Genomic DNA, 17,426 nt, shown 5'->3' with positions numbered 1-17,426 from the left:
CGCGCGGTGGCGAGGGCGGCGGTTGGGCGCGCGCGACGGAAACTGTCGGCGCCGGGTCCTAGGGTGGGGACCGATATGAAGACGATGACGCATGCGGGCGGGCTCCGGCTGGTCAGGGGCGCCGACCCCGTGGCGCTGGTGGCGCGGGCGGCGGCCGAATTGCTGGGCGCCGCCGACGACCCGTTCGTGGCGCCGCTGGTCCTGACGCCGGGGCCGGGGGTGCAGCGCTGGCTCTCGCAGTCCCTCGCCGCGGCGGGCGGGCCAGGCACCGAGGGCATCTGCGCAGGCTTCGACTTCGAGCCCGCCGCACGGCTCGCGACGCTCCTGGGTGCACCCGACGACCGCGACGATCCCTGGTCCCCCGGACGCCTCGTCCTGCACATCCTCGACCTCGCCGCCGGCGACGATCCCCAGCTGCGCCCGCTCAGCGACCATCTGGCGGCCAACGACCAACGCTACGCCAACGCCTCGCGCGTCGCCCGGCTGTTCGACCGCTACGCCCGCTACCGGCCCGACGTGCTCGACGCCTGGTCCGACGGGGGCGGCGACGACTTGGGTTTCGACGCCTGGCAGCCGCACCTGTGGCGCGCACTGCACACGCGCATCTCCGCGCCCGACCCGGTCGAGCGGGCTGCGGCGCTGCGCGACGAGGTACGCCACGGTGGCGATCCGCTGCCGTGGCCGTCCGCCGTGCTGTTCTGCCCGCGGCACCTGACCCGCGGGGACGCCCAGCTGCTCGCCGCGCTGGCGTCCCGGTTGCCCGTGACCGCGTACGTCTACGAGCCCGGACCCGACGTCGGCGCGTTCCCCCTCGCGGAGCGCCTCGGCCGGCGCGCCCGCGGGGTCGCCGCGCTGCTCCGTGAGGTGGCCGTCGCCGAGGAGGCGCTGACCGGATCGGTTTCCCCGCCCGCCGTCGACGTGCACTCGTGCCACGGCCTCGACCGGCAGGTCGAAGTGCTCCGCGAGGCGCTCGCCGGGCTCCTCGCCGATGACCCGAGCCTTGAGCCGCGCGACATCGTGATCGCGACACCGTCCGTCCGTGAGCTCGCCCCGCACATCTCGGCGGCGTTCGGCCCGTCGGACGCGGGGTCGGGTTGGCGACACCCCGGCTACGGCTTCCGCGTGCAGATCGCGGGCCGGTCGGCGCGCGACGCCAACGCGCTGCTGCCGCTGCTGGAGCAGGTCACCGAGCTGAGCCACAGCCGGGGCACGGCCGGCGACCTGCTCGGCTTCTGCGCGCACCCCTTCGTGGCGCGGCGATTCGGCTTCGTCCCGGACGCGCTGGAGCGCCTCGAGCGGCTCGTGCCGGAGGCGTCGATCCGGTGGGGCGTCAACGGCGCGCATCGCGGCCTGTTCGGGTTGGCCGGGCTGCGGCAGAACACGTGGCTCACGGGCGTCCAGCGGCTGATGATGGGCGAGGCGCTCGACGAGGATTCCCGAGCCACCGCCGGCGTCATCACCCCCGTTGACGACGTCGAGTCCACCGATGTCGGGCTCCTGGGCGCCTTCGCCGAGCTGGTCAGCCGGCTCACCCGCTTCAGCACCGAGTGCCGCACCCCGGCGAGCGCGGCGGGCTGGGCGGCCCGGTTCCGCGCGATGGCCGACGAACTCGTCGACGTGCCCTTCGAAGACTCCTGGCAGCTCACCCAGCTATGGTCGGTGATCGAACGCATCGAGCGCCGCGGCGCCGGCAGCGAGTTGGAGTTGTCCACGGCGGACGCCCTCGCCCTTCTGGACGCCGAGTTCTCGACGCGCACGGCACGACCGACCTTCGGTAACGGCTCGCTGATCGTGTGCGGGCTCGCCGACCTGGCCCAGGTGCCGCACCGGGTGATCTGCCTCGTGGGGCTGGAAGACCGCACGTTCCCCCGCCGTTTCGTCGCCGACGGCGACGATCTCATGGCACGCTCGCCCCGACCGGGCGACCCCGATCCGGGCGCCGACGACCGGCAGGCGCTGCTGGACGCGCTCGGTTCGGCGCGCGACCGCCTCGTCGTGATCTTCCACGGCCGCTCGTCGCTCACCAACGAACCGTTCCCGCCGCCCTCGGGCGTGGTCGACGTCCTCGAGGCGACCGGCGCCGAGGTGATCCAGGAGGCGCTGCAGCCCTTCTCACCCCGCTACTTCACCAGCCCGCCCCGCAGCTTCGACCAGAGCGCGCTGGCCGCCGCCCGCGCGCTGAAGGGCGAGCGGCACGCGTCCCCCGATCGTTACGACGTCGGCTACTTGCCCGTCGCGCCGCCCGAGGCGATGGATCTCGAGGCGCTGTGCTCGTTCCTGGCGCATCCCGCGCGGTATTTCCTGCGCCAGCGCGCCCAGCTGACGCTCGGTGAGGAGGAGCAGCCCACCCACTCCATCCCCATCGAGCTGTCGGGACTCGAACGCTGGCAGGTGGGCGACCGGGTGCTGGCCGAGATGCTGCGCGGACGCCCGGCCGCCGAGATCGAGCACCGCGAACGACTCAGCGGAGAGCTGCCCCCCGCCCAGCTCGGCGGCGCCGCGCTCGCGGACGTGATGCGCGCGGCGGAACGTATCGCGCGGCGCGCCGAACCGCTGCTCGCCGAGGAGCCTCGCCACGAGAACATCGATCTCGACGTCGAGGGCATCCGCCTCACCGGACGACTGATCACCCACGGCGGGCGCATCGTTCGGCCGCAGTTCAGCCGCGTGCGCGCCAAGCACCTCGCGGAGGCGTGGGTCGACCTTCTCGCCCTCAGCGCCGCGCGCGGGTCGGGCGCCGAAGCCGTCTCCGTCGACAACCGTGGCGCCCAGACGCTGGCGGTCCCCGACGCCGCGACCGCGCGCCGACACCTCGCGACGATCGTGGCGCTCGCCGTCGAAGGGCTGCAGACCGTGCTCCCGGCGCCCGCTCGGGTCGCCGAGTTCTGGGCGCTGTGCCGCCGGCAGCACCGCGATCCGCACGCCGGATACGACCTGCGCGATGCCTGGGACGCCGAGTCGCAGTACGACGCCGTCTGGCCACGGTTCTACGGACGGGGGCACGAGCCGTGGTCGGAGCGCGTCACCGACGAACCGTGGGCGCAGCCGGGCGAGCCGACCAAGCTGGGCTCGCTGGCGGCGTTGTTGTGGGATCCGATCGTGGGGGCACAGGCATGAGGGCGTTCCGACTCACCGATCCGCTCCCCGACGGCACGGTCGTCCTCGAGGCCAGCGCCGGAACGGGCAAGACCTACACGATCGCCGCCCTGGCTGCGCGCTACGTCGCCGAGGGCCGCGTCCGCATCGACGACCTCTTGGTGGTGACGTTCAGCCGGGCCGCGACCGCCGAGCTGCGCTCCCGCGTCCGGGAGAAGATCAGGGACGCGGCGCGCGCGCTGCGCGTCTGCCTGGCCACCGGCGAACTCCCGGACGACCCGGCCGTGCGCGTGCTCGCCGGGACGGGCGATGACCTGGCCGAGCGGAGTGCCCGGCTCGAGGACGCCTTCCAGCGCTTCGACGCGGCGACGATCATGACCACGCACGAGTTCTGCCAGGGAATGATCCACGGCCTGGGGGTCCTCGCGGCCCAGGAGCCGCAGAGCATTCTTGTCGAAGACCTGACGCCGCTCGTCGACGAGGTGTCCGAAGACCTGTATCTCCAGCGCTACGCAGGCGCTGCGCGGCAGCCGTTCCCCTACGTGAAGTTCGGCCAGCAGAAGGTGGACGCCCGCGGCCTGGCCCGGGCGGCCGTCGAGTTCCCCGGCGAGATCGGGCCGTCCGGCCTCGCCGGAGACGCGGGCGAGCGCGTCGAGTTCGCGCGGCTCGTGCGGGCCGAGGTCGAGCGCCGCAAGGCGCGCCAGCGGGTGTTCTCCTTCGACGATCAGTTGCGGCGGCTGCGCGACGCGCTCGCCGCCCCGCACACGGGGGCGCAGGCCCGCGCGAAGCTCGCGGCCCGGTTCCCGGTCGTGCTGATCGACGAGTTCCAGGACACCGATCCGGTGCAGTGGCAGATTCTCCGCTCCGCGTTCGACGGCGCCGCGACGCTGGTCCTCATCGGCGACCCCAAGCAGGCCATCTACGCGTTCCGCGGGGCAGACGTCCACACCTACAGCGTCGCCGTCAACGAGGCGCGGGGCACCACGACCCTCGGCACGAACCATCGCTCCGACCCGCACGTCGTCGACGCCGTCTCGGCGCTGTTCCGCGGCGTCCTGCTCGGCGACGACATCGCCGCCCCGCCCGTCACCGCACAGCGCACCGACCGCCGGGTGGTCGCGGAACCGGGATCCCCGTGGGAGGCGGGCGTCCAGCTGCGGGTGGTCGACAACGAGGCGCCGCTGTGGAAGAGCACCGCGAACCAACGCATCGCGGCCGACCTCGTCGACACGGTGGCCGGCCTGCTCTCCGAACGGGCCCCGCTCGCCCGGCGGAGCGACGCGGACGGCCGGCCCGCGCCGCTCCACCCGCAGGACATCGCGGTGCTGGTCCGGTCGAACTACCGCGGCCACGACATCGCGCGTGCGCTGAACGCGGCCGGCATCCCCGCAGCCTTCAGCGGCACCGCGAGCGTCTTTTCGACCCCCGCCGCCGACGACTGGCTGACACTGTTGACCGCCCTCGATCAGCCCCGCCGGCCCTACCTGCAGCGCGCCGTCCTCACCGACTTCATCGGGGGCGACCTCACCGCCCTGGCCCAGGCCACCGACGACGACTGGTCGACCTGGGCGATCCTGCTGCGCTCCTGGGCCGGCGTCTTCGCGGGAGCGGGCGTCCCGGCGCTGCTGCGCGCCATCGAGCAGGAGACCGGGCTGACCGAGCGCCTGCTCGCCCGGCAGAACGGGGAGCGCACCGTCACCGACCACCGGCATCTGGCCGAGCTGCTCCACCGCCGCGCCCATGGCCGGTCCGTGCACCTGCGTGACCTCGTCGAGTGGCTGACGCGCGCGATCGGCGAAGCCACCGACGTGGAGCGGACGCGGCGGCTGGAGACCGACGACGAGGCCGTCCAGATCATGACCGTCCACCGCGCGAAGGGCCTGCAGTTCCCGGTCGTGTTGCTGCCGGAGGCGTCCACGGGGCGGCGCGATGAGGGCCGCGACGAAGGCCAGCGGCTCGTCCTGCCCGGGCGGGACCACTGGCTCCTCGACATCGGGGGACCCGATACTCCGGGCCGCGAACAGCGCTTCGAGCAGTTCCGGCGGGACGAGGCCGACGAGAACCTCCGGTCGCTGTACGTCGCGATGACGCGTGCGCAGTCCCACGTCGTCGCGTGGTGGGCCTACACGAAGGAGGTCGGCGGGTCGCCGCTGCACCGGCTGCTGCACGCCGCGCACGACGCCGAGCACCCCGCGGCGGCGGCCTACGGCTACTGGGCGCGAGGCGGCGACCACGGCTCGCCGGCCGGCATGGAATGGCTGAGCGGGGCGGGGGTCGCCGTCCACGAGGTCGGCGAGGCGTCCGCGCGGCCGGCCCGCGCGCTGTCCCCCGCGTCCGAGCTGTCCGTGCGCGAGTGGAACCGCACCGTCGATCACCAGTGGCGCCGGACGTCGTACTCCGGCCTCACCGCCGAGGCGCACGCCGCGCCGCTGGACACCGGGCTCGTGCTGGACGAGGTCCCGGCGGAGGTGGCCGTGGCACCCGATCCGACGCTCGCAGTCACCTCGCCCATGGCGACCCTGCCCAGCGGCCCCGCCTTCGGCACCCTGGTGCACGCCATCTACGAACGGCTGGACGCCCGCGGCGACGAGTGGCGTGAGACGCTGGCCGCCCTCACCGGACAGGCGCTCGCCGAGTGGCCGCTGCCGGGGCTGGCCGCGCCGGAGCTGGCCGAGGCGCTGGAGCCGAGCCTCACCACCCCCCTCGGCCCCCTGAGCGAGGGCACCACGCTGCGCTCGTTCGGCCCGGGGAGCCGGCTCACCGAGCTCGACTTCGAGTTCCCGCTGGAGGCCCCCCGGGCCACGCTCGCCGATGTCGCCGACCTGCTGCGCCGGCACCTGCCGCCCGGCGACCCGCTCGCGTCCTACCCCGACCGCATCGCCGGCCCGACGCTGACGACGCAGCGGCTGCATGGGTTCCTCACCGGCTCGATCGACGCCGTCCTCAGGCTGCCCTCCGGACGTCACCTCATCGTCGACTACAAGACGAACAGGCTCGGCACCGCCGACCTCCCGCCCGAGGCGCTGACCATCGGCCACTACACGCCACCGGCGGTCGCGGAGGCGATGATGGCGAGCCACTACCCGCTCCAGGCGCTGCTGTACGCGGTCGCGCTGCACCGCTTCCTCGGCCAGCGGCTGCCGGGCTACGACCCGGACGCGCACCTCGCCGGCACCGCCTACCTGTTCGTCCGAGGCATGGCGGGCCCGCAGACCCCGCTGGTCGGCGAACACCCGCTCGGCGTGTTCTCGTGGCGGCCGTCGCCGGAGCTGGTGGCCGCCGTGTCCGCCCTGCTCGCGGGAGGTGCCCGATGACCACCGAGGTCACCCGCGACATCGCCGTGTCCGCGACGGGGCTGCTCCGCGACTTCAGCGAGTTCGGCGTCCTCACCTGGGCCGACGTCCACCCCGCCCAGCACCTCGCGTTCCTCTACGGCGAGGGCGACGACCGGGTGAAGCTGGCCCTGGCCCTGACCGTGCGCGCGCTTCGCGCCGGATCACTGTGCGTGGACCTCGCGGCCGTCGTCACCGACGGCTTCGCGGACGAGACCGGTGCGGTCGACGTCCCCGAGGGCGTGTGGCCGCCGCTCGACGAATGGCTGGACGCCGTGCGGCAGAGCCCCTGCGTGACCGACGGCGACGGGCCCACGGAGCAGCCGCGCCCGTTCCGCCTGGTCGGCGGCCTGCTTTACCTCGAGCGCTACTACGACGACCAGGAGACCGTCCGCGATCTGCTGCTCGACCGCCTCGATCAGGTCAGCATCATCGCCGGCGGCCCGGGCACCGGCAAGACCTACCGCATCGGGCTGCTCGTCGCCGAGGCGCTGTCGGCAGACCCCCGACCGCTGATCGCGCTGGCGGCCCCGACCGGGAAGGCGGCGGCGCGCATGACGTCCTCACTGCAGGAGTCGGCGGCGCTCTCGGCGCCGGAACTCAGCGGGCACGCCGCGGGGCTGGCGGCGTCCACGATCCACCGGCTGCTCGGCCCGCTGCCCGGCAGCCGCGGCCGGTTCCGCCACAACGCGGGCAACCCGCTCCCGCATGACCTGGTGATCATCGACGAGATGTCGATGGTGTCGATGACGCTGATGGCGCGGCTGATGGAAGCGCTCAAGCCGTCCGCGCGGCTCGTGCTGGTCGGGGACCCCGATCAGCTCGCCTCCGTGGAGGCCGGATCCGTGCTGGCCGACCTCACCACCGGCGCCAAGTCGGCCGCGCTCGTGACGCGGCTGACCGAGCAGCACCGATTCTCCGGCCACCTGTCCGAGTTGGCGGAAGCCATCCGGTCCGGTGACGCCGACGCGGCCCTCGACCTGCTGACCTCGTCGGCGACGGTGCGGCTGCTGGCGCCCGACGACGCGCTGGCCGATCTGCGCGAAGACACCGTGAGCCAGGGCGCGGCCATGTTCGACGCCGCCCGCGCAGGCGACGCGGACGCGGCGGTGGCGGCGCTGCACCGGCACCGATTGCTGGCCGGGCACCGGCACGGGGAGTTCGGCGTCAGCCATTGGACGCGCACGGTGCAGGGCTGGCTGACCGACGACGTCCCCGGCTTCTCGATGGACGCGGAGTTCTACCTCGGCCGGCCGGTCATGATCACGACGAACCTCGCCGACCTGGGCCTGTTCAACGGCGACACCGGCGTGATCGTCGCCGGGCCCGAAGGGGCGCCGCGAGCCGTCTTCGAGACCGGTCCCGGCAAGGCGTACTCCCCCTACGTGCTCAGCGACCTGCAATCGGTGCACGCGATGACCGTGCACAAGTCGCAGGGCAGCCAGTTCGCGACGGTGAGCCTGATCCTGCCGCCGCTCGATTCGCCGCTGCTCACCCGCGAGCTCCTCTACACCGCGGTGACCCGCGCCGAACACGACGTCCTCGTCGTGGGGACGCCGGACGCGGTGCGCTCGGCGGTCGAGCGACCGGCGCGCCGCACCAGCGGGCTGGCCGACCGGCTCGCCTGACCCGGCTACAGGGCGTCGGGCCTTCGCGGGGCGGCGACGTCCAGCTCCCCGCGGCGCCAGGACGAGATCATCGTCGAAGCGATCGACAGCGGCATCGGCAGCGCGAGCCGCCCGTCCGCGACGCGCTGCTCCACCTCGTCGATCGAGTAGAAGTCGCCCCACTCGATCTCCTCGCCGTCGACCTGGGCGTCCACGCTCGTCGCGCGGGCCACGAAGCCGAGCATCAGCGACCGCGGGAAGGGCCACGGCTGGCTGCCCACGTAGCGCACCTCGCCGAGCGTCAACCCGCTCTCCTCCGCCACCTCGCGACGCACGGCCTGCTCCAGCGACTCCCCCGCGCTCACGAAGCCGGCCAAGATCGACACCCGGTTCTGCGGCCAACCGACGTGATGGCCGAGGAAGAGGCGGCCGTCGTCGTCCAGGACGGCGACGATCACCGCCGGATCCATGCGCGGGAAGCGCTCGCGCTCACAACGAGGGCAATAGCGAACGGTGCCGCCCGCGCGCACCTGGGTCGGCCCCCCGCACACGCCGCAGAACGGCGCCACCGCGTGCCAGTTGACCAGGGCGATCGCCGTGGTGACCAGGTCGAGGCTGGTGTCGTCGAGCGTCGGCCCGATCTCCCGCAGCGAGGTGGCCCGCGGCAGTTCGTCGAGGGCGGCCGCAAAGTGCGGGACGCCGTCCACGAGGCCGAGGAGGAATTGCCGCTCGACCACGAACTCACCGCTGGCGGGCCGCCAGTCCAGCGCCGTCCCGTCGGGCGTGACGGCGACGTCGCCCCGCGCATCGATGCCGAGGACCACCGCGTCGTCCGACCAGATGCGGCGGACCCAGTCGGGGTCGGTGCGCTGCGGGTCGGCTCGATCGAGCTGACTGTCCGGTACCCAAAGATCCATGCTGCCTTCCTCTGGCTCGATGCTCCGCACCCGCGGCGCCCGGAGGACCCCGTGCTGTGTCCGTTCACGTCCCAGCGCCCAGGCGGGCGCCCGCGGCGTCCTGAACGATGGCGGGGTGTCCGTCACCCAGTGTGCCCGTCGCCGGACTGACCGGACAGCAGCCCCGCGGCCAGGGACTCCAGCTGAGCCCGCCCGGGCAGGTTCTCGGGCTCGATGACGCGGTCGTGCACCACGTCGTAGAACACCGCGCCGACCTGCTCGGGATCGAGACCGGCGAGTTCGGCCCAGGCGAGCCGGTACACCGCGAGCTGCAGCGGGTTGGCGCGGTGGGCGGCGCCGGTCTTCCAGTCGACGACCTCGATGCGACCACCGTCGGAGTACACCGCGTCGATGCGGCCACGGATGACCTGACCGCCCAGGAACAGCGCGAACGGCACCTCGACCTCGTCCGGCACCCGGTCGGCGAACCGGCCCGCCTTGAACCGTCGGATCAGCGCGGTGACCTGCCCGTCGACCGGGTCGGGTTCGTCCTCGGCCTCCCACAGGCTCGGGGACGCCTCGAAGCGTCGCTGCAGCCAGGCGTGGAACTCCTCGCCGGCCCGCGAGCCGCGGGAGGGTCGCTGCGGCATCGGACGCCGGATCGCTGCCGCGTAGGCGTCCGGATCGGCGTCCAACTGCATGAGCGCCGTGGTGGACAGGTAGCGCGGCAGCGCGAACCCGCCGGGCCGGCCGCGCAGCGCCTTGGCCTCGGGAACGAGCTGATCGAACGCGTGGTCCCACTCGGCGAGCCGGCCGGCATCATCGAGGGTGGCGACCCTGTCGTCGGGGTAACGGCCGGCCGACCTCGCCTTGGCGCGCGCCCGCTCGACCTGCTCCGCCACGGCCAGCCGGCGTCCGCGGGCCTCCTCGTCGAGCAACAGCGGCCACGGCACCCGGGCGGCGCCGCCGTCGAGCGGGTTGGCCGCCGAGATCTCGTCCGCGTGCACCCGCTCGCCCACCTCGGACAGCACCCGCAGGTAGGGCGACTCGAGCCGTGGCCGGCTCAGCCCCGGGTACCAGGTGTGCGTGCTCGCCACCAGGTGTTGCCGGGCACGGGTGACCGCGACGTAGGCCAGCCGGTCGTCACCGCGGCGGTTCTCGTCCTTCAGCTGCCTGGCGTAGTCCTTGGTGGCCGCGTCGGTGACGTCGGCCAGCTGCGGGACGGAGGCGGCGTCCCCCCGCAGGTCGGCGGGGATGACGCCGGCGTTCTTCAGCCAGTTGTCGGTCACGCGGTCGCTGGGGAAGACGCCGTCGGCCAGCGCCGGCAGGAACACCAGCTCCCACTCCAGCCCCTTCGCCCGATGGATCGTCAGCAGCTTCACCGAATTCTCGTCGCTGACGACCGCCTGCTCGAGCCCGACGCCGTGCTCCTCCTCGGCGGCGAGGTAGGCCAGCAGGCCCGCCAGCGACCCGTCGCCGTCGACGTCGGTGTAGGCCGAGACCGCCGCGACGAACGCGTTCAGTTGCCTGGCGCCGTCGGGGCCCCGCAGGCCAAGCTCGACCTCGACGCCGGACGCCGAGATCACGCGGCGCACCAGGTCGGTCACCGGTTCGCCGACGTACCGGCGCAGCATGCGCAGCTCGGCGGCGCAACCCCGGAGGCGCTCCGTGCCGGCGGCCGTGTACGGCCCCTCACCCGGATTCTCCAGCGCCTCGGCGAGGCTCACGACGCTGGTCGACTCGGCCTGGGCCAGCGTCGCCGCGACGTCGCCGGCGAAGTCCTCACCGGTGGGGCGCTCGACCTCCGCCAGCTCCGCGGCCCGCCGCCCGAGCGCCGCGAGATCGCCCGGCCCGAGCGCCCACCGCGGCCCGGTGAGCAGCCGCACGAGGTCGGGGTTGGCGGTCATGTCCCCCAGCACTCGCAGCGTCGCGACGACGTCGGCGACTTCCGGCACCTGCATGAGGCCGTCCAGGCCGACGATCTCGACGGGCACGTCACGCTCCGTCAGCTCCGCGTAGACGCCGCGGATGTTGGCGTTGCGCCGGCACAGCACCGCGATGTCCGACCAGCGCCGCACCTGGCCCTCGGCGTGCGACGCGACGAGCCGGTCCGCCACCCACGTCACCTCGCCGGGCCAGGTGTCGAACGACGCGGTGACGATGTCGCCGGGCGGCGTCCCCTCGGGCGCGACGAGGTTCTGGTCGATCCCGTCCCAGGCGAGGTCGGGGTCGTCGCGCAGCGGCGCGGCGAGGACGTTCGCCGCGTCCAGGATGGTCTGTCCGCTGCGCCGGTTGACGGTCAGGGCGTAGCCGCGCGCCGGCTCCCCGCCGGCCAGCGGAAAGCTGTCCGCGAACGTGATGATGTTGGACGCCGCGGCGCCCCGCCAGCCGTAGATCGCCTGGCACGGGTCACCGACCGCGGTCACGGGATGTCCCCGGCCGTCTTGGACGGTCTCCCCCGAGAACAGCGCGCGCAGCAGTTCGGCCTGCGCGCTCGAGGTGTCCTGGTACTCGTCGAGCAGGACGACCGCGAACTGCTCGCGCAGCGCGCGAGAGACCTCCGGGACGGCTTGGGCGAGTCGCGCGGCGATCGCCATCTGATCGGCGAACTCCACCGAGCCACGCGCGCGCTTGAGCCGCTGGTACTCCTCGACGAGCCCGGTGAGCTCCTCACGCTCGCGGGCCTTCGCCTCCGCGATCTTCAGCGACGCGTAGATCTGCTTGGTGCGGTTGCGCGGGGACGACTCGACCTCGCGGACGAACTCCTCCGACTGCGCCCGCACCGCGTCGGTGCCGGCGAGGTGCGACTGGAGGTCGGCGTCCAGGCGCAGCACCCGCTCGGTGACCGAGTCGGGCCGCAGCCGGGCCAGGTGCTCGAACGGCCCCGGCGCCGCCGTCACCACCCGGGACGCCAGCCGGAACCGCGCCGCGCCCGTGATCATGCGGGCGTCGCCTTCGATGCCCAGCCGCAGCCCGTGGTCGGCGACGAGCCGGGCGGCGAACGCGTCGTAGGTCATGATGAGCTGCTCGCCCGCGTCGTCGAGGCCCTCGAGGTCGAGGGCCCCGGCGCGCAGCAGCGCCGTCCGCACCCGGCTCGACAACTCGGCGGCGGCCTTGCGGGTGAACGTCAGCCCCAGCACCTGCTCGGGGCGCACCGCGCCGGTGCCGACGAGCCAGACCACCCGGGCGGCCATCACGGTCGTCTTGCCCGAGCCCGCGCCGGCGATGATGACCCCGGGCTCCAGCGGCGCGGTGATCGCCCGCAACTGCTGTTCCGAGAAGTCGATGCCCAACGCCTCGGAGACGTCGCGCGGGAACCTCAGCAGGTGCCGGCTCATGCGATCACCTGCTGCACCTTGGCCGGGCAGCTGGACACGAACGCACAGAACCGGCACTGCTCCCCCGGCGTCGCGTCGTAACGTCCGGACGTCAGGATGCGCCGCGCCTGGGCGAGGCGGTGGTGCACCCAGGTCGGGTAGGCGAGCTCCTCGGGATCGTCGGAGAGATGAGGCCTCTCCCGCAGGGACGGCTGGCCGAGCACCTTCGGGTAGCCGCCGCTGTCGTCGTGGCGCAGGTAGACCAGCGCGCCGCCGCCCGACGGTGCCGGGCCGCCCGCGACGTCGCCGAACGCGCCCTCCTCGACGGCCACCTGGTAGAGGCCGACCTGGTCCATGGCCTCGGCGTCCGCCTTGCTCGGCAGCGAGCGGGACGACTTGAAGTCGACGACCCGCAGCGCCCCGGACCCCTCGCGCTCGAGCCGGTCGACCGACCCGCGGATGACGACCGGTTCGCCGTCCACTTCGACCGTGGTGTCGAACCTCACCTCGACGCCCAGCACGTCGGCGTAGTCGTGGGCCTCGTGCCACGTCATGAAGCGGTTGACGGCGTTCTCCGCCTCCACCCGCTCGGACGCCGAGAACCACGGCGCGGGGAACGGGATGTCGTCCCACACCCGGCCGAGGTACTCCAGGGCCTGCTCGCGGTCGAGCCCGTCGACGAGGGCGTGCTCGGCCAACGCGTGGATCACCGAGCCCAGGATCGTCGCGCTGCCCCGCGGCGGGTCGGCGTTGGCCTCCCGGGACAGGAAGTACTGCCGGGGGCACGCCAGCACCGAGGCCAACTGGCTCGGCGACAGCACGACCCGGTCGCCCAGCTGCACCGCGGTCTCGCCGGTGACCGGCCGCATGCCCCACCAGCGCTGCGGATCGGCATCGGGCACCAGGGGGCGCCCTAAGGCGTCCGTCTCGTCCGCCAGCCGTGCGAGCCGGACGGCCGCCGCGGCGCGCAGTTCGGGGCTGGCCGCCGGATCCTGCGCCGCACCGCGCAGCGACGCGACCAGCGCGCGCAGGGTGTGCAGCCGGGCCGGCTGGGTCGTCACATGCCGCACCGGGACCCCCAGCTCTGTGACGAACCGGGACGGCTGGTCGGCTTCGCCCTCGGTGCCGGCCAGCGCCGTGACGAGCAGCCGCTGCGACGCGCGCGTGCAGGCCAACAGGAACAGCCGGCGCTCGGTGGCGACGAGCTCGCGGGTGTCGAGCCCGGGCCCCAGACCGCCGCCGTCGAGACGCTGCGGGTCGAACATCGAGCCGCGCCGGCGCACGTCGGGCCACACCCCCTCCTGCACGCCGGTGATCACGACGAACGGCCACGAGCGGCCTTTGCTGCGGTGGGCGGTGAGGATGCGGACGCCCCGTCCGCCCACCGCCGCCTCGCGCTCGAGGTCGGCCGGGATCTGTTGCGCCGCCACCTCCGCGAGGAACGCCCGCACCCCGCCCGGCCCCGTCGGGGCCTGCGACTCGCGAGCCAGGGTGAACAGGGCCACCACGGCGTCCAGGTCGCGGTTGGCCCGCGGGGCGCCTTCACCGGCCCCCAGGGCGGCGCCACGCAGCCGGCCGGGCCACGGCGTGGCCGACCACAGCACCCAGAGGATCTCTTCGACGCGGGCCCCGGCGTCCATCGTCCCCACGGCCTCCGCCAGGATCTCGCGACGCCGCTCCACCGCGTCGAGCACCTCGCCGATGCCGGGGTCGTCCGCGGACGCCTCGGGCAGCTCCGCCGCGCCGCTGAGCGCGTCGGCGATCAGCTCGGCCGACGTGCGCCCGCGCGTCGCCTCGGGGTCCGTCTCGGCGCGGCGCGCCCGCAGCGCTCGGCCCAGCCGGCGCATCGCCACGGCGTCCAGCCCTCCCCAGCCCGACGTCAGCAAGCGCACCGCCTCGTCGGGGTCGGCGGGGCCGCCGCGGGCGACCAGCTCGAGGGCCAGCAACAGCGGACGAACAGCGAGCTCGTCGGCCAGCCCGATCTCGTCGCCGGCCACCTCGACCGGGATGCCGGCATCGGTCAATGCCCGGGCCAGCGGCGGGATCTGCGCCCGCCCCGCGCGCACGAGCACCGCCATGTCCCCCCAGGGCACCTTCTCGTCGAGGTGCGCCGCGCGCAGCTCCGCCGCCACGTAGGACGCCTGCGCGGGTTCGTCGGCGAACGTCACCGCCTGGAGTCGCCCGGGCGCGCCGGCGGGCGCCTCCGCCTCGCGGTACCCCACCACCGCGCCCACGTCGATCGCCGCCGTACCCAGCCGCGCCGCCACGTGTCGCGACGCGGCCGCCAAAGCCGGACGCGACCCGTGCCGCACGCCGAGCGTCAGAACCGGCGCCCCGAACGACTCCACGAACGCCGCCGCCCCGCGCGGGTGCGCACCCCGGAACCGGTAGATGGCGGTGTCGGGGTCGGCGAACGCCACGATGTCGCCGCCGTCGGGCACGAGCTCCCGGAGCAGAGCCAGCTGCGCCGGGTCGAGCTCGGCGAACTCGTCGACGTAGACTGCCGCGTACTGCCTCCGGACGGCCGCGAGCACATCGGGCCTGGTCAGGAGGATGCGCGCCCGGTGCACGAGCTCGGAGTAATCGAGGACGCCCTCCGCATCGAGCACATCGAGGTACTCGTCCATGAACGCGCCCAGCCCCGCCCAGCCCGCGTCCCCGGCCCGGGCGCCGGCCGCGGCCACGTCGGCCGGGTCGAGCCCCAGCTGGCGGGCGCGGGCCAGCACCGCGCGCACCTGCATCGCGAACGCCCGCGTGCCGGCCGCGGCGCGCAGCTCCTCGGGCCAGCGCGGGACGTCGCCGGCCAGCAGCTCGCGGATGCGGAACTCCTGCTCCGGTGCGGTCAGCAGCCGGGGCGCCGGGGCGTCCTCGGCCGGCCAGCGCATGAGCAGGCTCAGGCAGAACGAGTGCAACGTCATGACGGCGGGCTGCCGGCTCGTGCGCCCGGACGCCCGGATCACCCGGTCGCGCACCTCACTGCCCGCCTGCCGCGTCAGGCAGAGCGCGAGAGCCTCGCCCCCGCCGCCAGCCAGCCGCCGGGCGACCAGCTCGACCAGCAGCGACGTCTTGCCGGTGCCGGCCGCGCCGAGCACGAGCAGCGGCCCTCCGCCGTGCTCCAGCACCGCCCGCTGGCTGTCGTCCCACATCTCCACCACGCCGTTCATCTCAGCACACGCCACCGACAATTCCTCGTCCCCGGACGCGCGCCCGGGATCCGGTTGAACCGTCGGTTAGAGTGGCGGCGCAATCGTCGACGAAGGAGAGTCATGGAAGTCAAGGTCGGTATCCAGCACGTCGCGCGCGAGGTCGTCGTCGACACCGATCAGCCGGCAGCGGATGTCGAGAAGAGCCTGCGCAGCGCCCTGACGGACGGCGACGTCTTCTCGCTGACGGACGACAAGGGCCGAACCGTCCTCATCCCCACGGCTCACATCGCCTACGTCGACCTCGGCCAGGAGCACGCCCGCCCCGTGGGATTCGGCGCGGTCTAGCCCAAGCGCTAGGCTGGGGCCCGTACGCACCGATACGTGCGTCCTCGGTCGCGCCCCGAAGCGGCGCGCGCGATCGGGTGTCCATCCCCGGCCGCGCGGCCGGTGAGTAGTAGTGAGGCAAGACCCTGAGCGACATTGAGCGGCCCCAGGCCGACGAGCAGACCACTTTCGCCGACCTCGGCGTCCTCCCCGAGATTGTGCAGGCGCTGGAATCCGTCGGCATCGTCCACCCGTTCCCCATCCAGGCGCAATCGATCCCGATCGCGCTGATGGGCACGGATATGATCGGGCAGGCGCGCACGGGTACCGGCAAGACGCTGGCCTTCGGCGTGTCGCTGCTGCAGCGCATCAGCGTGCCGACCGACGACGATTACGCCGAGTTGAAGGCGCCGGGTAAGCCGCAGGCGCTCGTCATGACGCCGACGCGCGAGCTCGCCCTGCAGATCACCAACGATCTCCAGACCGCGTCCACCGTGCGCCGGGCCCGCGTCCTCACCGTCTACGGCGGCGTCGGCTACGAGCCGCAGCTCGAGGCCCTCAGCGACGGGGTCGACGTGGTCGTCGGCACCCCGGGGCGTCTCCTCGACCTGGCCAACCGCCGCGACCTCGACCTCAGCCACGTGCAGGTCCTGGTGCTCGACGAGGCGGACGAGATGCTCGACATGGGCTTCCTGCCGGACGTCGAGCGCCTGATCGCCAAGACCCCGGCGTCGCGGCAGACGCTGCTGTTCTCGGCCACCATGCCCGCCGCCATCGTCGGCCTGGCCCGCATGCATCTGAGCCAGCCGGTGAACATCCGGGCGGAGGCGCACGACGCCAAGGTGACCGTGCCGGACACCACCCAGTTCATCTACCAGGCGCACGACCTCGACAAGCCCGAGATCGTCAGCCGCATCCTGCAGGCCGACGGCGTCGGCAAGGTGATGATCTTCACCCGCACCAAGCGCTCCGCGCAGCGGCTGGCCGACGACCTGGAGTCGCGCGGCTTCGAGGCCACCAGCATCCACGGCGACCTGTCCCAGGCGCTGCGCGAGAAAGCGCTGAAGAGGTTCCGCGACGGAGCGGTGCAGTGCCTCGTCGCCACTGACGTCGCCGCCCGCGGCATCGACGTGGCCGACATCACTCACGTCATCAACTACGAGTGCCCCGACGACGAGAAGACCTACGTGCACCGCATCGGCCGCACGGGCCGCGCCGGCAAGAAGGGCCGCGCCGTCACGCTCGTCGACTGGTCGGACGTCACGCGCTGGAAGACGATCAACCGTACGCTCGGCCTGAACTTCACCGAGCCGGTCGAGACCTACTCGACCTCCCCGCACCTGTTCACCGACCTCGACATCCCCGAGGGCACGAAGGGCCGCCTCAAGGACGCCCCGGCCCCCGAGCACGCCCCGCGCGTGCCGCGGCGCGAACGTCCCCGCGAGCAGCGTCCCCGGTCGAACCGGTCGCGCCGCCGCACGCACAACGGCGAGCCCGTCGCGCGCGAGAGCGGCGCCCCGGGCGCGGAGGCCGCGGCGTCCCACGACCCGGAGAAGTCCCCCACCAGCAGCGCCGTCGACGACGCGCCGTCCCCCCGTCGCCGCCGTCGCCGGGGCGGACGCGGCGGCTCGCGTCCCGACTCGGGCACCGCGGCGCGGTCACGCTCGGACGCGTCGGAGGGCTGACCTCCGCGCTTCCCGAGCGACCG

At 73.8% G+C, this 17,426-nt stretch carries 8 protein-coding genes; 5 read left to right on the top strand and 3 right to left on the bottom strand.

Going from position 1 to position 17,426, the window contains the following annotated elements:
• The first annotated feature begins 75 nt into the window (after positions 1-75).
• The 3 genes from BN1187_RS06750 to recD are packed head-to-tail and all read left to right on the top strand — an operon-like array spanning position 76 to position 8,056.
• Complete coding sequence (locus BN1187_RS06750; RefSeq protein WP_040160361.1) at positions 76-3,117, top strand: exodeoxyribonuclease V subunit gamma; 3,042 nt, start codon at positions 76-78, stop codon at positions 3,115-3,117.
• A complete protein-coding gene (locus tag BN1187_RS06745; protein WP_040160358.1) occupies positions 3,114-6,410 on the top strand; it encodes a UvrD-helicase domain-containing protein in 3,297 nt (1,098 codons plus the stop codon). The genes BN1187_RS06750 and BN1187_RS06745 overlap by 4 nt, the downstream gene beginning before the upstream one ends.
• Complete coding sequence (recD, locus tag BN1187_RS06740) at positions 6,407-8,056, top strand: exodeoxyribonuclease V subunit alpha (RefSeq protein WP_052462449.1); 1,650 nt, start codon at positions 6,407-6,409, stop codon at positions 8,054-8,056. Before BN1187_RS06745 ends, recD begins: the two co-directional genes overlap by 4 nt.
• Before the next feature lie 5 nt (positions 8,057-8,061).
• On the opposite strand, the gene nudC is transcribed toward recD, so the two are convergent.
• From nudC to BN1187_RS06725, 3 genes are all read right to left on the bottom strand, one after another.
• Positions 8,062-8,952 (bottom strand): NAD(+) diphosphatase, encoded by an 891-nt coding sequence (gene nudC, locus BN1187_RS06735; RefSeq protein WP_052462448.1) that lies wholly within the window; start codon positions 8,950-8,952, stop codon positions 8,062-8,064.
• Between the two features lie 122 nt (positions 8,953-9,074).
• A complete protein-coding gene (locus BN1187_RS06730) occupies positions 9,075-12,269 on the bottom strand; it encodes an ATP-dependent DNA helicase (protein WP_040160356.1) in 3,195 nt (1,064 codons plus the stop codon).
• Positions 12,266-15,427 (bottom strand): ATP-dependent helicase, encoded by a 3,162-nt coding sequence (locus BN1187_RS06725; RefSeq protein WP_147675088.1) that lies wholly within the window; start codon positions 15,425-15,427, stop codon positions 12,266-12,268. Before BN1187_RS06725 ends, BN1187_RS06730 begins: the two co-directional genes overlap by 4 nt.
• 87 nt (positions 15,428-15,514) lie before the next feature.
• Here BN1187_RS06725 and BN1187_RS06720 point away from each other — a divergent pair, with 87 nt between their 5' ends.
• Positions 15,515-15,739, top strand: coding sequence for a DUF3107 domain-containing protein (locus tag BN1187_RS06720; RefSeq protein WP_040160351.1), 225 nt, complete (start codon positions 15,515-15,517; stop codon positions 15,737-15,739).
• A gap of 269 nt (positions 15,740-16,008) precedes the next feature.
• Positions 16,009-17,403, top strand: coding sequence for a DEAD/DEAH box helicase (locus tag BN1187_RS06715; RefSeq protein ID WP_235750681.1), 1,395 nt, complete (start codon positions 16,009-16,011; stop codon positions 17,401-17,403).
• The last annotated feature ends 23 nt before the right edge of the window (positions 17,404-17,426 follow it).

Origin of the sequence: Nigerium massiliense (assembly GCF_000826085.1) — a bacterium.
GTDB lineage: Bacteria > Actinomycetota > Actinomycetes > Propionibacteriales > Propionibacteriaceae > Propioniciclava > Propioniciclava massiliense.
Note: the sequence above shows the minus strand (reverse complement) of the source record. Positions and strands in the feature narration are given on the sequence as shown.